Here is a 23,137-nt window from a genome sequence, read left to right on the forward strand (position 1 = left end):
CACGAATTCCGGGACGATTTTCCTCGAGACGGCCGGCCAGCTCCCAGCAGAAGGAACGACACCATGCCCACCGGCACTGCCCGCTTCCTGCGTCCACGCGATGGCCAGGAAGCGCGCGTCACCTACGTCGAACTGTTCTTCGACCTGATCTACGCATTCGCGGTCACGCAGCTGTCGCACCGGCTCGTCCACGACCTGAGCGCGTTCGGCGCATTGCAGACGCTCATTCTCTGGTTCGCGGTCTGGCTCGGCTGGCAGTACACGTGCTGGGTCACCAACTGGTTCGATCCTGAACGCATCCAGGTGCGGCTGCTGCTGTTTGCAGTGATGCTGGTCGGCATGGTGATGGCGGCGAGCCTGCCGCTCGCGTGGGGCGAGCGCGGGCTTGTGTTCGCGATCAGCTACGTGACGATTCAGGTGGGCCGCAGTGTCGTCGTGCTGCGTTTTCTCGGCGGCCGGCACGCGTTGACGGCGAACTTCCGGCGTATCTGCGGGTGGCTCGTGATCTCCGGCGTCGCGTGGATTGCCGGCGGTCTGCTCGACGGCCCCGCGCGCTTCGCGTGCTGGGGTGTCGCGGTGCTCTGCGAATATCTGTCACCGATGTTCGGCTTTCCACTGCCCGGTCTCGGCCGTTCGGGTGCCGCGGATTGGCGTTCGGCTGAAGGCGGTCATATCGCGGAACGCTGCCAAGGGTTCGTGATTCTCGCGCTGGGCGAATCGGTGCTGGTGACGGGCGGTACGCTATCGGACATCGAGGCGTGGAGCGCGCCCGCGATCATCGCGTTTCTGGTGTGCTTTCTCGGCAGCGTCGCGATGTGGTGGGTGTATTTCGACTCCAGCAGCAGCGCGGGCAGCCGCGCGATCGGGAAGTCCGACGAGCCCGGCCTGATGGCCGCGTATTTCCACTACGTGCATGTCGTTCTGATCGCCGGGATCATCGTCTCCGCAGCCGCCGACGATCTCGTGATCCTGCATCCCGACCAGCGCATCGTATGGGCGACGGCGTGGCTGCTCATCGGCGGACCGGCAATCTATATCGTGGGCAACGGGCTGTACAAGCGGATCGTGTACGGCTGGTTTCCGCTGTCGCACTGGGTCGGGCTTGCCCTCCTCGCGATCGTTACGCCATTCGCGTTCCATACCGATCTGCTGATGACGGGCGGCCTCACAACCGCGGTCATGATCGTCGTTGCCGTGTGGGAAAGCGTGTCGCGGCGCAGTCTGGCGCGAGCGGAGACGGTGGGCGCGGAATAGCGCGTTGTGCGCCCCGAACTCAGGCAGAGGGATGGCGCCAGGGGCGTTTTTCCGGTCCGCGCTCGCGCACCGGCCGCTTCGCGAGAATGAACAAACTGGAGACGGCACTCCTCGACTTGCGAAACCAGGCGAAACGAGAATAACCCGCGCCGTACCCGGCCACGAGCGCAGCAGGCCCCGCACGGCGAACCGGGACGGGGCAAGCTCGGTGCCTGAACCACGCTGAACCACACCGCGGGGGAAACCCGCGGCAGGACCCCTACGCGTTTAGCGCGAAAGCGGCAGACCGGTTTCCAGCTGACGCTGCAGGTCGCGCACCTGACGCTGCGCCGAGCGCAACTGTTCCTGTGCGGCAAGCTTTTGCGTCTGCAGCGCGGCGGCTTCGTCGCGATTCTGCTTCTGCTGGTCGGCGACGATGGCCTGTTGCTGGCGTGCAACGGTCAGGTCAGCCAGCAGGCGGTTCGCGCGGTCCTGTGACAGCGCAACCATGCGTTCCGTGAACGCCTTCTGCGCGTCGAGTCGCGTGCGACGGATCTCGACATCGGAAAGCTGGATGGTCTGACGGGCAAAGTCGCGATAGATCGCCTCAGCGCGGCCTTCATCCGACGTCTTGATCACGCGCCAGAAGTTCTTCTGCTGGAACAAGGCGACGTACCACGTCATCTCCTTGCCGTAGAAGAGCAGGCTCGCGCCATAGCTGCCGTTGTAGGTCGTGCGCAGTTCGCTGAGTTCAGATCCGTGGATCATCTGTTGCAGTTCGGCGACATTGCCTGTCGCGGACTGCTTCGCCTCGTCGGCGGTCAGCACGACGGGTTGCACGGGCGCTGCTGAGAGTGCGGAATTCGCCGTGGGATCCGCGGCTAGCGGTGCGGCAGTTTCGCCTGCGACTGCGACGTTTGCGCTGTTATCCGGACTCGTCTGCGCGCAAACACCCTGCATCCCCCCGAGTACTACCAGCCCTGCCAGCCCTGCCAGTTTCAACTGGTGAACTTTTGACTTATGGTCCATATGTTTTTTTGCTCGAACATTTGTTTTAGTCATCCATCTCATTATTACTCACTTTCGCGCGTTTCGGGTTCTTCATCAAAAATTTGGTACCTGCGTATCTTTTCTCACAACACTTTCCGGCTGATGCCGAGGTGCCGTGCAGTGTCCTGGCGGCGCCAGCCGTTCGTCTCCAGCGCGACAATCACGCGCGCCCGGTCATATCTCACCTGCTGCGACCGACGATCGCTTCCGCCGCGCAACGTCCCACGCACCGATCGAAAGCGCTTCGCGCAGCCCCCCGCGTCAACGCCACGTTTTCATACCCGTTGACTGCCACATGCTGACAACGGGAAAGTGGCGTGCCTGATCGCTGATTAGAGGTTCCACTATAAAACGGCGCACGCGCTTTCACGTATTCTGCCCGGACCCCTTTCAAGGCATGGCGTCGCCTGACACTCACCACGGCGCCGCGCGACTTTCGGTCGCGACGATTTTCAACAAGGAGGAAGACAATGACTCACCTGACGCATCTGACCCGGCGCGCCCGCACGATGGCGCTGAAGTCGGCGAAACACGTCGCCGTAGCCGGCGTATTGATGGCGAGCGCCGTCGTTGCGATGGCCCAGAGCGCAACGGCCGTCGGCACATGGCAAACCATCGATGACCACACCGGTCAACCGAAAGCCCTCGTGCAGATCGTCCCTGACAGCAACGGTAACCTCATGGGCAAGATCATCAAGGGCCTGAACCCGAACGACAATCCGGACCGTCGCTGCACGGCTTGCACGGACGAGCGCAAGGATCAGCCGATGCTCGGCATGACGATCATCAACGACATGAAAAAAGATGGCGACGGCTGGGACGGCGGACACATCCTCGATCCGGAGAACGGCAAGCTGTACAAGTGCAAGATGCACCTGGAAGACGGCGGCCAGAAACTGGTGGTGCGCGGCTATATCGGCGTGTCGCTGCTCGGACGTTCACAAACGTGGATTCGCCAGCAATAAGCGCAGCGTAGTGCGGTAGCAATCCAGATTTCACGCGCAAAAAAAAAGCGGCCGACGATGATGTTCGTCGGCCGCTTTTTTCTGGTTTAACGCAGTCGGGTTTCGTCATGCGGCGTGCTTGTAAGGCAGCTTGTATGGAGGAACCTGCGGAGGGATTTGCGAAGCGCCTTGCGATGCCGCTCCATGGAACGGTTGTGCGTGCGACATGCCCGAAGAAGCGTGCTGCGCGAAACCGGACCCGAGACGTGCCGCCTTCTGCTCCGGATTGGCATGCACACGCATGCGGGCCTGCATCATGGCGCAGAGATCTTCCGCGGCTGCGCCATACAACTGTTCCATCAGGCGCTTGAGCACGCCCGATTCATGCCACACCTTGAAACGGCGATGGCACGTCTGGTACGACGGATAGCGACGCGGCATCGCCGACCACGTCGCGCCGCTGTAGATAACCCACAGCACGCCATTGAGCACGGAGCGTGTGTTGGCCAGGGGACGTCCACGCAGTTCAGAGCGTGGACGCAGTTCGGGCAGCATCGGAGCGATGCGATGCCATTCTTCGTCGTTAATATCGCGGTAAGGTGTCACGGGCTTCTCCTTTATCAGAACCGTAAGGAGAAGATATAGAGACAGCCGGCACGCGAAAATCAGAAGAATCTGAATCTCGAAAATCGCTACAGAGACGTCCGTGCGGAATGCGCTGGACGTGCATCATCCACGCACGCCAGTGGCAACGCCGTGCTTACGTCAGCGACGTATCGACGATGCGTCGCGGCGAATCGAGATATTCCTTCGACTGCATTTCGACGATCCGTGACACCGTGCGCGTGAACTCGTTTGCCATTGGACCATCGACGTACAGTTGTTCCGGCGGCACCGCGGCCGACATCAGCAGCTTGACCTTGTGGTCGTAGAACACGTCGATAAGCCACGTGAAGCGGCGCGCTTCCGATTGCATGCGCGGCGTCATCTGCGGCACGCCCGAAAGAATCACCGCGTGAAAGCGGCTCGCCAGTTCAAGGTAATCGTTCTGCGAGCGCGGGCCGCCGCACAGCGTCGCGAAGTCGAACCACACGACGCCGTCCGCCCGACGCAGCGCCTTGAGCTCGCGCTTCTCGATATGCAGCAGCGGGCTTTCATCGGGCACCGCGGCGAGACGCGAGAACGCGTCGCGCAACGCCTTGTCGGAGGCTGCGCCGAGCGGCGTGTGATACACCTCGACCTGCGCCAGCGTGCGCTGCCGGTAGTCGATGCCGGCGTCGACATTGATCACGTCGAGCTTCGACTTGATCAACTCAATCGCCGGCAGCATGCGGTCGCGATGCAGGCCGTCGGGATACAGCGTGTCCGGATCGTAGTTGGACGTCATCACAAACTGCACACCGTTCTCGAACAGCTTGTCGAGCAGTCGATACAGGATCATCGCGTCCGCAATATCGGACACGTGGAATTCGTCGAAGCAGATGAGCCGGTAACGTTTCGCGACCCGTCGCGCGAGTTCGTCGAGCGGATCGGCCTGCCCTTTCAGTTCTTCGAGTTCGCGATGCACTTCGCGCATGAACTCGTGGAAGTGCAGACGCGTCTTGCGCTGCACCGGTACGATCATGAAGAAGCTGTCCATCAGGAAGCTCTTGCCGCGCCCGACGCCGCCCCACATGTACACGCCGCGCGGCAGGTCCGGATGGATGATCAGCTTCTTGAACGCGTTCGAGCGACGTGACTTGTACGCGACCCATTCTTCATAGCACCGCTGCAGGCGGTCGACCGCCGCGCGTTGCGCAGGGTCCGATTGATAACCCCGTGTCTGCAGTTCTTTTTCGTAGTATTCGGTGACGTTCATGGTGTTGCTGCAAAAAAAGAAAGGCGGGAGGGAGTGAACCCGCCCGCCTTCGTTGTGTGATGCCGGTGCGGTCAACTGACCGCGTGCATTACATGTTCAGCGCGCGTTTATCGACAGCCAGCGCAGCTTCACGCATTACTTCGGACAGCGACGGGTGCGGATGGCAGATCCGGCCGATGTCTTCCGACGCCGCCTTGAACTCCATCGCCACCACGGCTTCCGCGATCAGGTCCGATGCGTTTGCCGAGATGATGTGCACGCCGAGCAGCTCGTCGGTCTTCGCGTCGGCGATCATCTTGACGAAGCCATCCGCCTTGTTGATGCCGAGCGCGCGGCCGTTCGCCATAAACGGGAACTGGCCCGTCCTGACTTCGCGGCCTTCGGCCTTCAGCTGCTGTTCCGTCTTGCCGACCCACGCGATTTCCGGTTCGGTGTAGATCACCCACGGAATGCAGTTGTAGTCGATATGCGGCTTCTGGCCGTCGATGATTTCGGCAACCAGCACGCCTTCGTCTTCCGCCTTGTGCGCGAGCATCGGGCCACGCACCACGTCACCGATCGCGTACACGTTCGGCACTGCCGTCGCGCAGTGATCGTCGACGTCGATGAAGCCGCGCTCATTCGCCTTCAGGCCGATCGCTTCCAGGCCGAGGTTGTCCGTGTTCGGCACGCGGCCGATCGACACGATCAGGCGGTCAGTGTCGATCTTCTGCGCGTTGCCGTCCTTGTCCGTGTAAGCGATCGAGACGCTCTTGTCAGTTGTCTTCACTTCGCCGACCGTCACGCCGACGTGAATATCCAGACCCTGCTTCTTAAACTGCTTCGCGGCTTCTTTCGCGAGGGCCTGGTCAGCGGCGCCGAGAAATTCCGGCAGCGCTTCGAGCACCGTCACGTCAGCGCCGAGACGACGCCACACCGAGCCGAGTTCCAGGCCGACCACGCCTGCGCCGATCACGGCGAGCTTCTTCGGCACGGAATCGAACGTCAACGCGCCTTCATTGTCGGCGACGATCTTGTTGTCGACCGGCACGTTCGGCAGATGGCGCGCCTTCGAACCCGTCGCGATGATCACGTTCTTCGCGGTGACAACTTCGGTTTCGCCTTCGCCGCTGACTTCGATCTGCACGCCGGCGTCCGTCTTGCCGGTGAATTTGCCGTGGCCCTTGAGCCACGTGATCTTGTTCTTGCGGAACAGGAATTCGATGCCCTTCGTCATCTTCTCGACGATGCTTTCCTTGCGCGACAGCATCTTCGTGATATCGAGCTTCACATCCGACACGTTGATGCCGTGATCGGCGAGGTGATGCTGCGCGTTTTCGAATTCTTCCGACGAAGCCAGCAACGCCTTCGACGGAATACAACCCACGTTCAGGCACGTGCCGCCGAGCTTCAGCGTACCGGCCGGGTTCTTCCATTTTTCGATGCAGGCGACCGACTTGCCGAGCTGCGCGGCGCGGATCGCTGCGATATAGCCGCCGGGACCGGCACCGATCACGACGACATCAAATTCTTTGGACATGACAATCCTTTTGTGACGAAGCGATGCGCGGCCATGTTTCATGGCGCACATCGCTCCGGTTCAAGCTGATGCTTCAGACGTACTGCTTATATGACGACGAATACGCAGAACTACAGCGCTGAATTACAGGTCGAGCAGCAGGCGCGCCGGGTCTTCCAGCGCATCCTTCATTGCGACCAGCGACAGCACCGCTTCGCGACCGTCGATGATCCGGTGGTCGTACGACAGCGCCAGGTAATTCATCGGGCGGATCACGATCTGGCCGTTTTCGACCACCGCGCGTTCCTTCGTGGCGTGCACGCCGAGAATCGCGGATTGCGGCGGGTTGATGATCGGTGTCGACAGCATCGAGCCGAACACACCGCCGTTCGAGATCGAGAACGTACCGCCCGTCATTTCCTCGATCGACAGCTTGCCGTCCTTGGCCTTCTGGCCGAATTCAGCAATCTTCTTCTCGATGTCGGCGAGGCTCAGCTGATCCGCATTGCGCAGGATCGGCACCACCAGACCGCGCGGCGAACCGACGGCGATACCGATGTCGAAGTAGCCGTGATAGACGATGTCGTTACCGTCGATCGATGCGTTCACAAGCGGGAATTTCTTCAGCGCGTGAACAGCCGCCTTCACGAAGAACGACATGAAGCCGAGCTTCACGCCATGTTCCTTTTCGAACCTGTCCTTGTACTTGTTGCGCAGATCCATCACCGGCGCCATGTTCACTTCGTTGAACGTCGTGAGGATGGCGTTGGTTTGCTGCGATTCCAGCAGACGCTCGGCGATACGGGCGCGCAGACGCGACATCGGAACGCGTTGTTCCGGACGGTCCTTCAGCCACTGGTCGGCCGATGCCGGTGCCTTCACGTCCGGCAGCGACGGCTTCGCAGCCTTCGGTGCGGCGGCGGCCGGTGCCGGTGCCGCCTTCGGAGCCGGCGCGGCCGATGTGACTTGACCCGCGGTCAGTACGTCGCCCTTCGTGATGCGGCCATCGCGGCCCGAGCCGGCGACGTCGCCCGACGACAGGTTCTTTTCTGCCATCAGCTTGCTGGCAGCCGGCGATGCCGCCGTATTCGCACCCGTTGCGGATGCAGCTTGAGCCGGTGCTGCAGCGGCAGGTGCCGGAGCGGCGGCCGGTGCAGGCTTCACTTCTGCTTCGACAGCAGCAGCGCCTGCCTTACCTTCAGTGTCGATCTTTGCGATGACCTGATCGGCGGTCACGGTGTCGCCATCGTTAGCGATGACTTGCGCGAGCACGCCTGCCGACGGTGCCGGAACTTCCAGCACGACCTTGTCGGTTTCAATTTCGATGAGGATTTCGTCCTGCGCGACAGCTTCGCCCGGCTTCTTCTTCCACTGCAACATCGTGGCTTCCGAGACGGACTCGGAGAGCTGGGGAACCTTGACTTCTACAATAGCCATTGTGATTTTTTCCTGAATACGTATCGGGTTCAGTGAACCCAGTGCGAACCGTCTGCAAACCGTGTATGCGCCATGAAAAACCCGTCAAACGCGGCGCGGGAGAACGCAGTGCGTTCTCCCGGTTCGGTTCATGTGGTTATTTAGCGATCGACGCGCTCTTCAGACGGCCGAATGCACCTTCCACCAGCGCCTTCTGCTGCTCGTAGTGCTTCGCGTAGTAGCCGACTGCCGGCGAAGCCGAAGCAGGACGGCCGCTGTACGCCAGCTTCTGCCCTTCCTTCATGCCTTCCTTCAGATGGTGCTCAATGTAGAACCACGGGCCCTGATTCTGCGGCTCGTCCTGCACCCAGACCACTTCAGTCGCGTTGTCGTACTTCTTCATTTCCGCTTCGAACTGCTTGTGCGCGAACGGATACAACTGTTCGATACGGATGATTGCGACATCATTCGACTTCGATTCGCGGCGATGCGCGACGAGGTCGTAATACACGCGGCCGGAGCACGCCACGACGCGCTTGACCTTCTTCGCGTCGATGTCGTCGCTCACTTCGCCGATAATCGGCTGGAACGCGCCCTTCGCCAGTTCGGACAGGTCCGACACGGCTTCCTTGTGGCGCAGCAGCGACTTCGGCGTAGCGACGATCAGCGGCTTCCTGAACAACCGGATCATCTGGCGACGCAACAGGTGGAAAATCTGCGCCGGCGTGGTCGGCTGGACGACCTGCATGTTGTGATCAGCACACAGTTGCAGGAAACGCTCGATACGCGCCGACGAGTGCTCCGGACCCTGACCTTCGTAGCCATGCGGCAGCAGCATCGTGAGGCCCGACACGCGGCCCCACTTCACTTCGCCCGACGAGATGAACTGGTCGATCACGACCTGCGCACCGTTGACGAAGTCGCCGAACTGCGCTTCCCACGCGACGAACGTGTTCGGCTCAGCGGTCGAGTAGCCGTATTCGAAGCCGAGGACGGCTTCTTCGGACAGCACCGAGTCGATCACCGTGAACTTCGCCTGACCTTCGGCGATGTTCTGCAGCGGCACGTACGTGCCGTCGTTCCAGCGTTCGCGGTTCTGGTCGTGCAGCACCGCGTGACGGTGCGTGAACGTGCCACGGCCCGAATCCTGACCGGTCAGGCGCACTGCATAGCCCGATGCGACCAGCGATGCGAATGCCAGATGTTCGCCCATGCCCCAGTCGAGCTTCGCGTCGCCACGGCCCATCGCGCGACGGTCGTTGATGACGCGCTCGACGAGCGGATGAACCTTGAAGTTTTCCGGGATCGTCGTGATGCGTTCCGCGAGGCGCTTCAGTTCGGCGAGCGGCACAGCCGTATCGGCAGCGTCAGTCCACTTGCGGTTCAGGAACGGCACCCAGTCGACCGCATACTTGCTCTTGTAGTTCGAGAGCACCGGATCGATCGTGTGATGACCTTCGTCCATCGCCTGACGGTACGCCTTGACGAAGTTGTCTGCGTCTTCGGCGGTGATCACGCGTTGCTGTACCAGCTTTTCAGCGTACAGCGCGCGCGTGCCCGGGTGCTTCGCAATCGTCTTGTACATCAGCGGCTGCGTGACGGCCGGTGTGTCCTGCTCGTTGTGGCCGAGTTTGCGGAAGCAGATGATGTCGATCACGACATCCTTGTGGAACTGCATCCGGTAGTCGATGGCGAGTTGCGTCGCCAGCACGACCGCTTCCGGATCATCGCCGTTCACGTGCAGCACCGGCGCTTCGATCATCTTGACGACGTCGGAGCAGTACAGCGTCGAACGCGCATCGCGCGGGTCGGACGTCGTGAAGCCGATCTGGTTGTTGATGACGATGTGCAGCGTGCCGTGCGTGCCGTAACCGCGCGTCTGCGCGAGGTTCAGCGTTTCCATCACGACGCCCTGGCCTGCGAAGGCCGCGTCGCCGTGGATCTGCACCGGCAGAACCTGCAGGCCGTTGTCGTCGCCGCGACGGTCCATTCGCGCCTTCGCCGAACCTTCGACCACCGGGTTCACGATCTCGAGGTGCGACGGGTTGAATGCGAGCGACAGGTGAACCGGGCCGCCGTCCGTCGACACGTCCGACGAAAAGCCCTTGTGGTACTTCACATCGCCAGCCGGCAGATCGTCGACGTGCTTGCCTTCGAATTCAGCGAAGAGGTCAGCCGGCATCTTGCCGAGCGTATTGACCAGCACGTTCAGACGGCCACGGTGGGCCATGCCGATGACGATTTCCTGCACGCCGTTCGCGCCTGCGTGACGCACCACCTCGTCCATCGATGCGATGAAGCTCTCGCCGCCTTCCAGCGAGAAACGCTTCTGGCCGACGTACTTGGTGTGCAGGAAGCGCTCGAGGCCTTCGGCTGCCGTCAGACGGTTCAGGATGTGCTTTTTCTTGTCGACGGAGAAGTTCGGCGTCGAACGGATCGACTCGAGCTTTTCCTTCCACCAGCGCTTCTGTTCCGGGTCGCTCAGGTACATGTACTCGGCGCCGATCGTGCCGCAGTACGTATCGCGCAGCGCCTTGATGATGTCGCGCAGCGATGCCTGTTCGTAACCGAAGTACAGATTGTTCGCGTTGAACGTCTGGTCCATGTCGGCTTCAGTGAAGTCGTAGAACGCAGGTTCAAGCTCAGGAATATTGGGACGCTCGCGACGCTTCAGCGGATCGAGGTTGGCCCATTGCGAGCCGAGAAAGCGATATGCGCCGATCAGCGACTGCACAAAGACCTGCTTGCGCGCAGTGGTGAGATCTTCGCCGCCTGTGGCGGTGCGCGGAATGAAGGCGTTCGCCTTCGCCCGCTGGGCGAATGACTCGACGATCGGGCCATGGGCCACGTCGTTCACGTTGCTGCCGTCCGATGCCGGAACGTTTTGCAACGCGTCGAAATACTCACGCCAGGTCTCGGGCACTGACGCCGGATTATCGAGATACGCCTCGTACTGCTCTTCTACATACGGAGCGTTGCCGCCGAACAGATAAGAGTTCAGCTGGAATTGCTTCATCATTTTTACGCTCACCTTTCTTCGAGTTTCTCGAGAAATAGCGGGTTACTCAACCTTCCGCGACACGGCCTGACCGTTTGGCGGATTGCGCGAATCAAGTCTTGCTTGGAAGGACCTTAACTTGCATCCCGAAAAGGATAGCACAGAACGCATACTCTACATAGCTGGCACGGTGGGCTGAAGTCTTGTCAGAACGGGGGTTTGCTGCATCTGCGCGCCCATTTTCGGCGTCTTTCGACGCACCCGGCAGGCCGCCCCGAGACGTGAAACGCACTCGCCACGTTGGCGCCAGAAAACGACAAAAGCCACCCGAAGGTGGCTTTTGTCTGACATCAGCACGCGTATTGACGCGAATCGTGCTCAGTCCACTGCGCCCTTACGGCTGGCGCTGCGGCGCTCATGTTCCTTCAGGTAGCGCTTGCGCAGACGGATGGATTGCGGCGTGACTTCGACCAGTTCGTCGTCGTCGATGAATTCGACCGCGTATTCCAGCGACATCTGGATCGGCGGCACGAGGCGCACCGCTTCGTCCGTACCCGACGAACGCACGTTCGTCAGCTGCTTGCCCTTGATCGGATTCACGACGAGGTCGTTGTCGCGGCTGTGAATACCGATGATCATGCCCTCGTACAGCGGCTCGCCCGGCGACACGAACATGCGGCCGCGGTCCTGCAGCTTCCACAGCGCGTATGCGACGGCAGCGCCGTCGTCCTGCGAAATCAGCACGCCGTTACGACGCTCACCGACGCCGCCTTCCTTGACCGGCTGGTAGGAGTCGAACGTGTGGCTCATCAGGCCCGTGCCACGCGTCAGCGTCAGGAATTCCGACTGGAAGCCGATCAGGCCACGCGCCGAAATCCGGTACTCGAGACGCGTACGGCCACGGCCGTCCGACGTCATGTCGAGCATTTCGCCCTTGCGGCGACCCAGTTCTTCCATCACGCCACCCTGATTCGCGTCTTCCATGTCGACGGTCAGGTTTTCGTACGGCTCGTGCTTCACGCCGTCGACTTCCGTCATCACCACGCGCGGACGCGACACGGCGAGTTCGTAGCCTTCACGACGCATGTTTTCAACCAGAATCGTCAGGTGCAGCTCGCCGCGACCCATCACTTCGAACGTGGTTTCGTCGCCAGTTTCATTCACGCGCAGCGCCACGTTGTGGTTCAGTTCCTTGAACAGGCGGTCGCGGATCTGACGGCTCGTCACGAACTTGCCTTCACGGCCAGCCAGCGGCGACGAATTCACGAGGAAGTTCATCGTGAGCGTCGGTTCGTCGACGGTAATCATCGGCAGCGCTTCCGGCACGTCCGGGGCGCAGATGGTCACGCCGATGCCAATTTCCTCGATACCGTTGATCAGCACGATGTCGCCGGCTTCCGCCGATTCCACTTGCACGCGCTCCAGGCCCTTGAACGACAGAACCTGATTGATCTTGCGGTTGAGGATCGCGCCGTCCGGACCCGTACGCACGGCGACAGCCATGCCCGGCTTGATCGTGCCGCGGGTGATGCGGCCAACGCCGATACGGCCGACATACGTCGAATAGTCGAGCGACGTGATCTGCAGCTGCAGCGGACCGTTCGGATCCGCCGGGCGAACCGGCACGTGTTCGAGAATCGCCTCGAACAACGGGCGCATGTTGCCTTCGCGCACGCTCGGATCGAGGTCCGCGTAGCCATTCAGGCCCGAAGCGTAGACGATCGGGAAGTCGAGCTGTTCTTCGCTCGCGCCGAGCTTGTCGAACAGGTCGAACGTCTGGTTGATCACCCAGTCGATACGCGCGCCCGGACGGTCGATCTTGTTGATGACGACGATCGGCTTCAGGCCGAGCGCCAGTGCTTTTTTCGTCACGAAGCGCGTTTGCGGCATCGGACCTTCGACGGCGTCGACGAGCAGCAGCACTGAGTCGACCATCGACAGCACGCGCTCCACTTCACCGCCGAAGTCGGCGTGGCCCGGGGTGTCGACGATGTTGATGTGCGTGCCTTCGTACTCGACCGCGCAATTCTTCGCAAGAATTGTGATGCCGCGTTCTTTTTCGATGTCGTTCGAATCCATGACGCGCTCGGCAACCTGCTGGTTTTCGCGGAACGTGCCGGACTGACGAAGGAGCTGGTCGACGAGCGTGGTCTTGCCGTGGTCGACGTGGGCAATGATGGCGATATTACGAAGGGCGCGGGTCATAGGAACCTGGAGACAGTTGAGTGCGCCAGATCGCTTCTTGAAACTGCCAACAAGCCCAAAGCGCACTTTTGGGAACCTGAAATTATAGCACGCGGACGTTAAGCTTTCTGACCTGTAGCGTTGTATCGCCTGCCCGGAAGCATCACGACCGGCGTTTTTAGCGCTTATTGGATACTTCAATGCGGCCTCGAAATCGCCATAGCGCCCCGCCTGACCTGCCCGCAGCGGCCGTCCCACCGCTGCGGGCAGGCATCGATTCGATTATGGTCCTTGCCAAGGAAAGTTCCTTGCCTAAGCTGTAATAACGCTTGCCGCGTCAACTAACCGCACCTATAATCCTGCCTGGTCAATCATTGCTGTCGCAGAGAATCATGACTGATCCGAATCCGGCGTTACCGCCCGAAATCAGCGAATACCAGTTCGGCGAAAGCGTCGGCTACCTGCTCTCGCGCGTGAAATCGACAATGTCGAACATGATCACGCAGCGCACGTTAGCCGAACTCGGTATTACGAGCACCCAGTGCAGCATCCTGTTCATGGTTGCAAGCGGCAAGTGTCTGCTCGCCGCCGAACTGGCCCGTGAATACGGCATCGACGCGAGCGCTGTTACCCGTCTGGTCGACCGTCTGGAGAAACGCGGCCTGCTCACGCGAGTGCGTAGCAACGAGGATCGCCGCGTCGTGCGTCTCGCCCTCACGCCTGAAGGCCAGGCAATGGCAGCCCGCATGCCCGCCATTTTCGGCGGCACGCTAGACAAACTGCTGGCCGGCTTCACCCCTGAGGAAGTGGGCTTTCTCAAGAGCATGCTTCGCCGTGCGCTCGCCAACAGCGGCGACGCAACGTGGTTATCGCGCGATACAGCGACCCCGGCGACAACCCCGCCCGAGACCCGATAATTAGTTGCAGCGTCCATCATTACCATCACTCATAGAAGAGTCGAGCGAATGAAATCCCTTTCCCTGTCCGCGCCGGCGCTGTCGAGCCGGGCCGCCGTCGCCGCTGCGGTCACGGCGCTCGCCCTGTCGGGCTGCGCGAACTACATCGGCATCAAGAGCGACAAGCAGATGGCGTCGCCGGCGCAGTACGAGTCGGCACAAAGCGTTCCCGCACAGGGCGGCCAGTGGCCGTCGCTCGACTGGGCGAACCAGTTCGGCGATCCGCAGCTGCCGGCGCTGATCAGCGAAGCGCTTGAAGGCAGCCCGTCGATCGCTCAGGCGCAGGCACGGATTGCGAAGGCCTCGTCGTACATCGAAAGGACGCGTTCGAACCTCTATCCGAAGGCTGATGCCAGCTATTCGTGGACGCGTGAACTGTATTCCGCGAACGCCCTCTTCCCGCCTCCGTTCGGAGGCACCTGGTACAGTGAGAACAACGCGCTCGCGAGCGCGTCGTGGGATCTGGACCTGTGGGGCAAGAACCGTGAAAAGCTTGGCCAGGCCGTCTCGCAGGAAAAGGCTGCCGAAGCCGACATGCAGCAGGCGCGCGTCGCGCTCGCGTCGTCGGTGGCGCGCACGTACAACCAGCTGGCACAGATCTACGCGCTGCGCGATATCGCCCAGCGCGAAATCGACAATCGTCAGACGATCGGCAGGATCACGGATGGCCGCGTCGTTGCGGGTCTCGATACGAACGTCGAAAAGCAGACCGCGAACGGCAATATCGCGACCAGCCAGTCGAACCTGACGGAACTCGATGGCGAAATCACGACGGTGCGCTACCAGCTCGGCGCGCTGCTCGGCAAAGGGCCGGACCGCGGCCTGCAGATCGCGAAGCCGGTGATGAACGCTGGCGCGAGCGTCGTGCTGCCGGACAACCTGCCGGCCGATCTCGTGTCGCGCCGACCGGATATCGTGGCTGCACGCTGGCAGGTCGAAGCCGCGACACACGACATCAAGGAAGCGAAGGCGGAGTTCTTCCCGGACATCAACCTCGCGGCCGGTTTCGGCTTCGACGCGTTCGGCTGGGGCCGCTTTCTGACGTCCGCGAGCCGGCAGATCCAGTTCGGCCCGGCGATCCATCTGCCGATCTTCGACGCTGGCGCACTGCGTTCGCAACTGAAGGGCCGCTACGCCGACTTCGATCTGGACATCGCAAACTACAACCAGACGCTGATCAACGCGCTGTCGGATGTGGCGACGCAGGTGTCGTCGATCCGCTCGGTCGACCGGCAATCGGGCGACGCACAGCGTGCGCTCGATGCATCGTCGAAAGCGTGGGAGCTGGCGGTGATCCGCTACAAGGCGGGTCTGTCGCCGCAATTGCAGGTGCTGACCGCCGACCAGAACCGCCTCGCCGCCGAACAGACGGTGACGAACCTGAAGATGAAGCGCCGCGACCTGCAGATCGCGCTGATCAAGGCGCTAGGCGGCGGGTTCGACGCAACGCAGACGGGCCTCGTGGTGCCGACCGACGCACCCGCTTCCGCTGCACACGCATCGAACTGAGCCGGACCGAACGCCCATCCGGATAAACGACGAAGACTGAGAGAATACGGAGCACATCAATGAGCACCCCCCAACAGCCCGCCGCCAGCACGCAACCGGCAAACAGCGGCAAGCGCAAGCGGATGATGACGCTGCTCGTCATCGTGATCCTGATCGCCGCGATTGCGTACGGCCTGTACTACTTCCTCGACGCGCGCTTCCATGAAGACACCGACGACGCCTACGTGAACGGCAACGTCGTGCAGATCACGCCGCAGGTCACGGGCACCGTCGTTTCGGTGAACGCCGACGACACGCAGACCGTCAGGATGGGCGACCCGGTCGTCGTGCTCGACCCGGCGGATTCGCGCGTCGCGCTCGAATCCGCCGAAGCGAATCTGGCGCAGGTCGTGCGCCAGGTGCGCGGTCTCTTCGCCGACGACAGCCAGTATCTGGCCCAGGTCGCCGTGCGTCAGTCCGATCTGTCGCGCGCGCAGGACGACCTGAAGCGCCGCATGACGGTGGCGCAGACGGGCGCCGTGTCGCAGGAAGAGATCTCGCACGCCCGCGACGCCGTGAAGAGCGCGCAGGCCGCTGTCGACGCCGCGCAGCAGCAACTCGCCGCGAACCGCGCGCTGACCGCCAACACGACGATCGCGAATCACCCGAACGTGCAGGCCGCTGCCGCCAAGGTGCGCGACGCGTATCTGAACAACGCGCGCAACACGCTGCCGGCGCCCGTCACGGGTTATGTCGCGAAGCGCTCGGTGCAGGTTGGCCAGCGCGTGTCGCCGGGCACGCCACTGATGGCGATCGTGCCGCTGAACGGCGTGTGGGTCGACGCAAACTTCAAGGAAGTTCAGCTGAAGCACATGCGCATCGGCCAGCCGGTCGAATTGACGGCGGACGTCTATGGTTCCAGCGTGAAGTTCCACGGCAAGGTGGTGGGCTTCTCGGCCGGCACGGGGTCGGCTTTCTCGCTCTTGCCCGCACAGAACGCGACGGGTAACTGGATCAAGGTCGTGCAGCGTCTGCCGGTGCGGATCGCGCTCGATCCGAAGGAACTCGAAGCGCATCCGTTGCGTATCGGCCTGTCGATGCAGGCTGACGTCACGATCAAGGACGACAACGGCGGCCAGCTCGGCAATGCACCGAACACGGTCTATCAGACCAGCGTGTTCGACAAGTACGGCGACGAAGCCGACGCCGAAATCGCCCGCATCATCGCGGCGAACGCCGGCCCGAATGGCGGCCAGTACAGCGGCGCGCAGAAAGCAGCGGACCGCGGCGCGAAAGGCGCGGCGAAGCTGATGTAAGCGGCGTCACCGCGTTTTTCGTCATACCGGTCACACTCGAAAAGGGTTTCATGGCTCAGGCTCAAGTCCCGCACCCTCCGCTCGAGGGTGCGCAACTGGTGATCGGCACGATCGCCGTGTCGCTCGCGGTTTTCATGAACGTACTCGATACGTCGATTGCGAACGTGTCGATCCCGTCGATTTCGGGCGATCTCGGCGTCTCGTCGGATCAGGGCACGTGGGTGATCACGTCGTTCGCGGTGGCGAACGCGATCTCCGTGCCGCTGACCGGCTGGCTCACCGACCGTATCGGCCAGGTGCGCCTCTTCATGGCGTCGATCATCCTGTTCGTGATCTCTTCATGGATGTGCGGGCTTGCGCCGACGCTGCCATTCCTGCTCGCGTCGCGCGTGTTCCAGGGCGCGGTGGCCGGCCCGATGATTCCGCTTTCGCAGACGTTGCTGCTCGCCAGCTACCCGCGCGCGAAGGCGCCGATGGCGCTCTCGATGTGGGCAATGACCACGCTGATCGCGCCAGTGGCCGGCCCGATTCTCGGCGGCTGGATCTCGGACAATATTTCGTGGCCGTGGATCTTTTACGTGAACATCCCGGTCGGCATCGTGGCTGCGGCCGCGACGTGGGCGATTTTCCGCAACCGCGATTCGGTGATCAGAAAGGCACCGATCGACGGCGTCGGGCTTGCGCTGCTGATCACGTGGGTCGGCTCGCTGCAGGTCATGCTCGACAAGGGCAAGGACCTCGACTGGTTTTCGTCGACGACGATCGTCGTGCTTGGGCTGACTGCCGTGATCGCGCTCGCGTTCTTTATCGTCTGGGAGCTGACGGCGGAACATCCGGTGGTCGACCTGTCGCTCTTCTCGAAACGCAATTTCACGGGCGGCACGGTTGCGCTGTCGATCGGCTATGGGCTGTACTTCGGCAATCTCGTGCTGCTGCCGTTGTGGCTGCAGACCGACATCGGCTACACCGCCACCCAGGCGGGCCTCGTCATGGCGCCGGTCGGTCTGTTCGCGGTGCTGCTGTCGCCCGTTACCGGCAAGTTTTTGCCGCGCACCGACCCGCGCTATATCGCGACGGCGTCCTTCCTCGTGTTCGCGCTGTGCTTCTGGATGCGCTCGCGCTACACCACAGGCGTGGACACCTACTCGCTGCTCGTGCCGACGCTGATCCAGGGCATCGGCATGGCCGGCTTCTTCATTCCGCTGGTGTCCATCACGCTGTCAGGTTTGCCGGGCAACCGGATTCCGGCTGCGTCGGGTCTGTCGAATTTCGTGCGGATCATGTGTGGCGGCATCGGCACTTCGATCTTCCAGACCGCGTGGGATCACCGGACGATCATGCACCACGCGCAACTCGCCGAGCAGGCGAACGCGTACAACCCGGTGTTCGATCATTCGATGCAGCAGTTCGGCGGGGCGGGGTTCAGTCAGCCGCAGGCCTATGGTCTGTTCAACACGATGGCGACGCAGCAGGCCGCGCAACTGGGTGTGAACGATCTGTTCTTTGTCTCGGCCGGGATCTTTGTCGCGCTGATCGCGCTGATCTGGGTGACGAAGCCGGAGCGTTCCGGTGGCGATGCGGGTGCGGCTGCGGCTGCGGCGCACTGAGGGTTGCTTCCACGACGCATTCGATGCGCCGTGTAATGAAAAGCGGTGCCGCGATCAAACATGCGGCACCGCTTTTTTTGTACGCGTCGCCTTTCGGCTCGCGCTTCAGTTCGCTGCGGTAACGACGAGCCGTTCCGGCGCGAGCACGCCTTCCGCCGCCTTCGCGACGCCCAGCAGCCGGCCTTCGCCATACACGCGCATACGCGGCTCCTGCTTCACGATTTCTTCGCTAATGGCGAGATCTGCGAGGCGCAGACGCTGGCCATGCAGGAAGCGTCGCGTGGCTTCAGCGTCGAGTTGTACGGACGGGAACGTCGAAAGCAGTGCGTCGACGGGTTGCAACCACGCGTCGCGTTCGGTTTCCGTAGCGTCGGAAAGTGCATCGAGCGTGACGGCATGTTCGAGCGTCAACGCACCGACGCCGGTGCGACGCAACGCCACCAGATGCGCGCCACAACCCAGCGCTTCACCGATATCTTCGGCGAGCGTGCGAACATAAGTACCTTTACTGCACGTCACACGGAACGTGACATCGGGCAACGCGCACGCGATCAGTTCGAGCGCGTGAATCGTCACCTGCCGCCCTTCCCGCTCGACCACCTGACCCGCGCGCGCATACTCGTACAGCGGCTTGCCGTCGCGTTTCAGTGCGGAATACATCGGCGGAATCTGGACGATATCGCCGCGGAATTGCGCCATCGCATTTTCCACTGCAGCCTGATCGCACGTGACATCGCGCGTATCGACGGCATCGCCTTCGGCGTCGCCCGTGGTCGTGCGGATGCCGAGACGCATCGTCGCTTCGTACGTCTTGTCGGCTTCGAGCAGATCCTGGGAAAACTTGGTGGCTTCGCCAAAACACAGGGGCAGCAGACCGGACGCGAGCGGATCGAGCGTGCCGGTGTGGCCTGCCTTCTTCGCGAGATAGAGACGCTTGGCCCGAATCAGCGCGTCGTTGCTCGACAACCCGATGGGCTTGTCGAGCAGCAGCACGCCGTCGAGCGCGCGGCGCGGAATGCGCGGGCGTTGAGGTGCAGTCATGTCAATCGAACGCTGGCTGGTATGAAGTACGCGAGATCACTCGTCTTTCGCGCGCGAAGCGTTCGCTTCGTCGATCAGACGCGACATCTCGACAGCCTGCTCGATCGTCTTGTCGTAATGGAAATGCAGCGTCGGCACCGTGTGAATGTGCAGGCGCTTGAACAGCTGGTTATGCAGATGACCCGCCGCGTGATTGAGCGCGTCCTGCGTCTGCTGCGGATCGCCCGTCAGCGTCGTGAAGAACACCTTCGCGTGGGCGTAATCCGGCGTCAGTTCGACGCTCTGGAATGTAACAAGCCCGATGCGCGGATCTTTGACTTCGCGCAGCAACTCCGACAGATCTCGCTGGATCTGATCGGCGATCTGCACGTTGCGATTGGGAGAGGAACGTTTTTTCGGCATGGTGAATCCGTGATTCGGTTTGTCGGCGGTGATGCGCTTACGTCGAAACGGTGGTAGTGGTTACCCGCCGCAACTCGAAAGCAAACGCAAACGCCGACACAAAAACAAAGGGCGGAGCCGGGCAAGCGCCCGCTCCGCCCTTTGAGCGTTGCGCCAGACTTACAGCGTACGCGCGACTTCCGTGACTTCGAAGACTTCGAACTGGTCGCCTTCGACGATATCGTTGAAGTTCTTGATCGACATACCGCATTCGAAGCCCTGACGGACTTCCTTGACGTCGTCCTTGAAGCGCTTCAGCGAGTCGAGTTCGCCGGTGTGGATCACGACGTTGTTGCGCAGCACGCGCACCGACGACGAACGCTTGACCACACCATCCGTGACCATACAACCGGCCACTGCGCCGATCTTCGGTACCTTGAAGACCTGACGGACTTCGACCATACCAGTGATCACTTCGCGCTTCTCCGGCGCCAGCATGCCTGACATCGCAGCCTTCACTTCATCTACTGCGTCATAGATGATGTTGTAGTAGCGGATGTCGATGCCATTGGCTTCCGCGAGCTTGCGCGCCTGCGCATCCGCACGCGTGTTGAAGCCAATGATGACCGCCTTCGAAGCCGTCGCCAGATTGACGTCGGATTCGCTGATGCCACCCACTGCGCTGTGCACGACCTGCACGCGAACTTCGTCGGTCGACAGCTTGAGCAGCGACTGGACCAGTGCTTCCTGCGAACCCTGCACGTCCGCCTTCACGATAAGCGGCAGGTACTGCACTTCGCCTTCGCCCATCTGTTCCAGCATGTTTTCGAGCTTCGCGGCCTGCTGCTTCGCCAGCTTGACGTCGCGGAACTTGCCTTGACGGAACAGTGCGACTTCACGCGCCTTGCGGTCGTCCGGCATCACGATGACTTCTTCGCCCGCCTGTGGCACTTCCGACAGACCCTGGATTTCGACCGGGATCGACGGACCCGCCGACTTCGTCGGCTTGCCGGTTTCGTCGAGCATTGCACGCACGCGGCCGTAGGCGCTGCCTGCAAGAACGACGTCGCCACGGTTCAGCGTACCCGACTGGACGAGGATCGTTGCAACCGGACCCTTACCCTTATCGAGTTTCGCTTCGATGACGAGACCCTTGGCCGGCGCTTCGACCGGTGCCTTCAGTTCCAGCACTTCGGCCTGCAGCAGCACGTTTTCGAGCAGATCGTCGATGCCCGCGCCGGTTTTCGCCGACACCGACACGAACGGCGAATCGCCACCGTATTCTTCCGGCACGACGCCTTCCGCGACGAGCTCCTGCTTCACGCGCTCCGGATTCGCATCCGGCTTGTCGATCTTGTTGATCGCGACAACGAGCGGCACACCGCCTGCCTTCGCGTGGGCGATCGCTTCCTTCGTCTGCGGCATCACGCCGTCGTCGGCTGCAACCACCAGAATCACGATGTCCGTTGCCTTTGCACCGCGGGCACGCATGGCCGTGAAGGCCTCGTGACCCGGCGTGTCGAGGAACGTGATCACGCCACGCGGCGTTTCAACGTGATACGCGCCAATGTGCTGCGTAATACCGCCGGCTTCGCCCGCGGCAACCTTCGCACGACGGACGTAATCCAGCAGCGACGTCTTGCCGTGGTCGACGTGACCCATGACCGTCACAACCGGCGGACGCGGCAGCGCTTCTGCGTCGGAGATTTCGCCTTCGACGAGCATCGCTTCCGGATCGTCCAGCTTCGCCGCGACGGCGTGGTGGCCCAGTTCCTCGACGATGATCATCGCCGTTTCCTGGTCCAGCATCTGGTTGATCGTGACCATCTGGCCCAGCTTCATCATCGACTTGATGACTTCCGAAGCCTTCACGGCCATCTTGTGGGCCAGATCGGCGACCGTAATCGTTTCCGGCACATGCACTTCGCGCACGATCGGTTCGGTCGGCGCCTGGAACGTGGTGTTCTGATCCTGATGCTTGCCACGACCCTTCGGACCGCCGCGCCAGCCGCGATCGACACCACCGCTCGAATCACCGCGCGTCTTGATGCCACGGCGCTTCGCTGCGTCGTCCTGCCAGCCGCCCTTGCCACCGCCCGGCTTCTTCTTGTCGCCAACCGACGACGGCGCTGCCGTCGCGGCCGGTGCAGCCGCAGGCTTCTTCGCAGCCGGACGGGCCGTCGTTTCGCCCGCCGGACGCGCCGGCTTGTGCAGCGTGCCCTTGGCTTCGGCTGCCTTCGCAGGCTCAGCAGGCTTCGGCGCCGGTTCCGGCGCCTTGACCTGCGCCTTGCGCGGCGTGTTCATCATTTCGCGAATCGCGCGCGCTTCGGCTTCGGCCGCCGCACGGCGCTTGCCGACCTCTTCCTGCTCCGCACGCGTCTTTTCGGCGGCCTGACGAGCGGCGTCTTCCGCCTTCTTCGCCGCTTCGCGTTGCGCTGCACGCTCCGCGGCAGCGCGTTCGTCGTCCTGTTCGCCCGGACGCACGGTTTGCACAGCCTGCTCCGCTTCAACGCGGGCAGCCGCTTCCGCAACCGCTGCGCGCTTCTTCGCTGCTTCTTCTTCCGCGCGACGACGCTCCGCCTCGGCCGCCTGTTCGCGTGCCTGGCGCTCTGCTTCTTCGCGTTCCAGCTGTTCCTGACGTGCCTTCAGCTCCTGCGCCTGCTTTTCGAGCAGCTCGGCCTCATGCCGCGCTTCTTCCTCGCGACGCTGGAGTTCGAGGTCATCGACCTCGGCAACATCCTCAGCCACATGGTTCGATGCTTCACCGCCTTCGCCAGCCGCTTCGTCACGGCGGACGAACGTGCGCTTCTTGCGCACTTCGACCTGAATGGTGCGAGCTTTGCCCGTCGCGTCGGATTGCTTGATCTCCGACGTGTGCCGTTTTGTCAGCGTGATCTTGCGCTTGTCGGCATCAGTCGAACCGTGCGACTTGCGCAAGTGGTCGAGCAGACGCGCCTTGTCCGTTTCGGACAGGGTGTCGTCCTCGCTCGCTTTTGTGACGCCCGCCGCCTGCAGCTGCTCGAGCAGCACGCCGGCAGGCATTTTCAGTTCCGCGGCAAATTGGGCTACGTTGTTACTCGCCATTCATTCCTCTTAATGCAAGGACCGATTCCTTGCGGTTAGCATCGGGTCATGCGGCCTGACGGCCGCTTTCAGGTCAGTGGGTC

At 62.1% G+C, this 23,137-nt stretch carries 16 protein-coding genes and 1 pseudogene; 6 read left to right on the forward strand and 11 right to left on the reverse strand.

Translation table 11 applies throughout. The features are described from left to right. The first annotated feature begins 63 nt into the window (after positions 1 to 63). A complete protein-coding gene (locus P3T21_RS16475; protein WP_429256995.1) occupies positions 64 to 1,254 on the forward strand; it encodes a low temperature requirement protein A in 1,191 nt (396 codons plus the stop codon). Between the two features lie 267 nt (positions 1,255 to 1,521). On the opposite strand, the gene P3T21_RS16480 is transcribed toward P3T21_RS16475, so the two are convergent. Next, positions 1,522 to 2,262 carry a DUF2968 domain-containing protein gene (locus tag P3T21_RS16480; protein WP_429256996.1) on the reverse strand — a complete coding sequence of 247 codons (741 nt, stop codon included), beginning with the start codon at positions 2,260 to 2,262 and terminating at the stop codon, positions 1,522 to 1,524. A gap of 104 nt (positions 2,263 to 2,366) precedes the next feature. Continuing rightward, positions 2,367 to 2,456, reverse strand: a pseudogene (locus tag P3T21_RS16485) (helix-turn-helix domain-containing protein); the annotation flags it as partial. Between the two features lie 336 nt (positions 2,457 to 2,792). Between P3T21_RS16485 and P3T21_RS16490 the strand changes: the two are divergent. Beyond that, a complete protein-coding gene (locus tag P3T21_RS16490) occupies positions 2,793 to 3,248 on the forward strand; it encodes a DUF2147 domain-containing protein (protein ID WP_429257219.1) in 456 nt (151 codons plus the stop codon). 105 nt (positions 3,249 to 3,353) lie between these two features. Here P3T21_RS16490 and P3T21_RS16495 read toward each other — a convergent pair whose 3' ends face one another. The 6 genes from P3T21_RS16495 to typA all read right to left on the reverse strand — a co-directional run bounded on the left by P3T21_RS16495 (position 3,354) and on the right by typA (position 13,202). Further along, the gene (locus P3T21_RS16495) at positions 3,354 to 3,833 is read right to left on the reverse strand and encodes a transposase (protein ID WP_429256997.1); all 480 of its coding nucleotides are present in this window, start codon (positions 3,831 to 3,833) and stop codon (positions 3,354 to 3,356) included. Positions 3,834 to 3,987: 154 nt separating this feature from the next. Then, on the reverse strand, positions 3,988 to 5,085 hold the full coding sequence (gene zapE / locus P3T21_RS16500; RefSeq protein ID WP_429256998.1) for a cell division protein ZapE: 1,098 nt from the start codon (positions 5,083 to 5,085) through the stop codon (positions 3,988 to 3,990). An 88-nt stretch (positions 5,086 to 5,173) separates the two neighbouring features. Continuing rightward, positions 5,174 to 6,604, reverse strand: coding sequence for a dihydrolipoyl dehydrogenase (gene lpdA / locus P3T21_RS16505; RefSeq protein ID WP_429256999.1), 1,431 nt, complete (start codon positions 6,602 to 6,604; stop codon positions 5,174 to 5,176). A 123-nt stretch (positions 6,605 to 6,727) separates the two neighbouring features. Continuing rightward, on the reverse strand, positions 6,728 to 8,020 hold the full coding sequence (gene odhB / locus P3T21_RS16510; protein ID WP_429257000.1) for a 2-oxoglutarate dehydrogenase complex dihydrolipoyllysine-residue succinyltransferase: 1,293 nt from the start codon (positions 8,018 to 8,020) through the stop codon (positions 6,728 to 6,730). Positions 8,021 to 8,156: 136 nt separating this feature from the next. After that, positions 8,157 to 11,018, reverse strand: a complete 2,862-nt coding sequence (locus P3T21_RS16515; protein WP_429257001.1) for a 2-oxoglutarate dehydrogenase E1 component — start codon at positions 11,016 to 11,018, stop codon at positions 8,157 to 8,159. 357 nt (positions 11,019 to 11,375) lie between these two features. Then, a complete protein-coding gene (gene typA, locus P3T21_RS16520) occupies positions 11,376 to 13,202 on the reverse strand; it encodes a translational GTPase TypA (RefSeq protein ID WP_429257002.1) in 1,827 nt (608 codons plus the stop codon). Between the two features lie 371 nt (positions 13,203 to 13,573). Here typA and P3T21_RS16525 point away from each other — a divergent pair, with 371 nt between their 5' ends. The 4 genes from P3T21_RS16525 to P3T21_RS16540 are packed head-to-tail and all read left to right on the forward strand — an operon-like array spanning position 13,574 to position 18,548. Next, positions 13,574 to 14,098 (forward strand): MarR family winged helix-turn-helix transcriptional regulator, encoded by a 525-nt coding sequence (locus P3T21_RS16525; RefSeq protein WP_429257003.1) that lies wholly within the window; start codon positions 13,574 to 13,576, stop codon positions 14,096 to 14,098. A 48-nt stretch (positions 14,099 to 14,146) separates the two neighbouring features. Continuing rightward, positions 14,147 to 15,646 (forward strand): efflux transporter outer membrane subunit, encoded by a 1,500-nt coding sequence (locus tag P3T21_RS16530; RefSeq protein WP_429257004.1) that lies wholly within the window; start codon positions 14,147 to 14,149, stop codon positions 15,644 to 15,646. A 59-nt stretch (positions 15,647 to 15,705) separates the two neighbouring features. Continuing rightward, positions 15,706 to 16,941, forward strand: coding sequence for an efflux RND transporter periplasmic adaptor subunit (locus tag P3T21_RS16535; protein WP_429257005.1), 1,236 nt, complete (start codon positions 15,706 to 15,708; stop codon positions 16,939 to 16,941). Between the two features lie 50 nt (positions 16,942 to 16,991). Beyond that, positions 16,992 to 18,548, forward strand: a complete 1,557-nt coding sequence (locus tag P3T21_RS16540; protein WP_429257006.1) for a DHA2 family efflux MFS transporter permease subunit — start codon at positions 16,992 to 16,994, stop codon at positions 18,546 to 18,548. 105 nt (positions 18,549 to 18,653) lie between these two features. Here P3T21_RS16540 and truB read toward each other — a convergent pair whose 3' ends face one another. From truB to infB, 3 genes are all read right to left on the reverse strand, one after another. Then, on the reverse strand, positions 18,654 to 19,589 hold the full coding sequence (truB, locus tag P3T21_RS16545) for a tRNA pseudouridine(55) synthase TruB (protein ID WP_429257007.1): 936 nt from the start codon (positions 19,587 to 19,589) through the stop codon (positions 18,654 to 18,656). Positions 19,590 to 19,625: 36 nt separating this feature from the next. Continuing rightward, positions 19,626 to 19,991 carry a 30S ribosome-binding factor RbfA gene (gene rbfA / locus P3T21_RS16550; RefSeq protein WP_429257008.1) on the reverse strand — a complete coding sequence of 122 codons (366 nt, stop codon included), beginning with the start codon at positions 19,989 to 19,991 and terminating at the stop codon, positions 19,626 to 19,628. 159 nt (positions 19,992 to 20,150) lie between these two features. Continuing rightward, positions 20,151 to 23,054 (reverse strand): translation initiation factor IF-2, encoded by a 2,904-nt coding sequence (gene infB, locus P3T21_RS16555; RefSeq protein ID WP_429257009.1) that lies wholly within the window; start codon positions 23,052 to 23,054, stop codon positions 20,151 to 20,153. Between the last annotated feature and the right edge of the window lie 83 nt (positions 23,055 to 23,137).

It is taken from the genome of Paraburkholderia sp. GAS334 (genome assembly GCF_050436625.1).
In the GTDB taxonomy this organism is placed as follows: Bacteria; Pseudomonadota; Gammaproteobacteria; order Burkholderiales; family Burkholderiaceae; genus Paraburkholderia.